The organism is Pseudomonas sp. NPDC088885, from assembly GCF_044750025.1.
GTDB lineage: Bacteria > Pseudomonadota > Gammaproteobacteria > Pseudomonadales > Pseudomonadaceae > Aquipseudomonas > Aquipseudomonas rustica.
Genome location: NZ_JBIVJB010000041.1, coordinates 1 through 290, shown reverse-complemented (window position 1 = coordinate 290; position 290 = coordinate 1). Strand labels below are relative to the sequence as shown.

Genomic DNA, 290 nt, shown 5'->3' with positions numbered 1-290 from the left:
CCGTACGCCTGAAAGAGAAAGGTGTTGCGACTGAAATCGTCGTCGTCTCCATCGGCCCGACCACCGCTCAGGAGCAGCTGCGTACCGCACTGGCTCTGGGTGCCGACCGTGCCATCCTCGTCGAATCCGCTGAAGATCTGACCTCGCTCGCCGTGGCCAAGCTGCTCAAGGCTGTGGTCGACAAGGAACAGCCTCAACTGGTGATCCTGGGCAAACAGGCCATCGACAGCGACAACAATCAGACCGGCCAGATGCTCGCTGCATTGAGCGGCTACGGTCAGGGCACGTTC

Annotated in this window: 1 pseudogene; it reads left to right on the top strand. The window is 61.0% G+C overall.

Annotated features, from left to right (window positions below):
* Window positions 1-290: pseudogene (locus ACIP1X_RS17015) on the top strand (electron transfer flavoprotein subunit beta/FixA family protein); the annotation flags it as partial.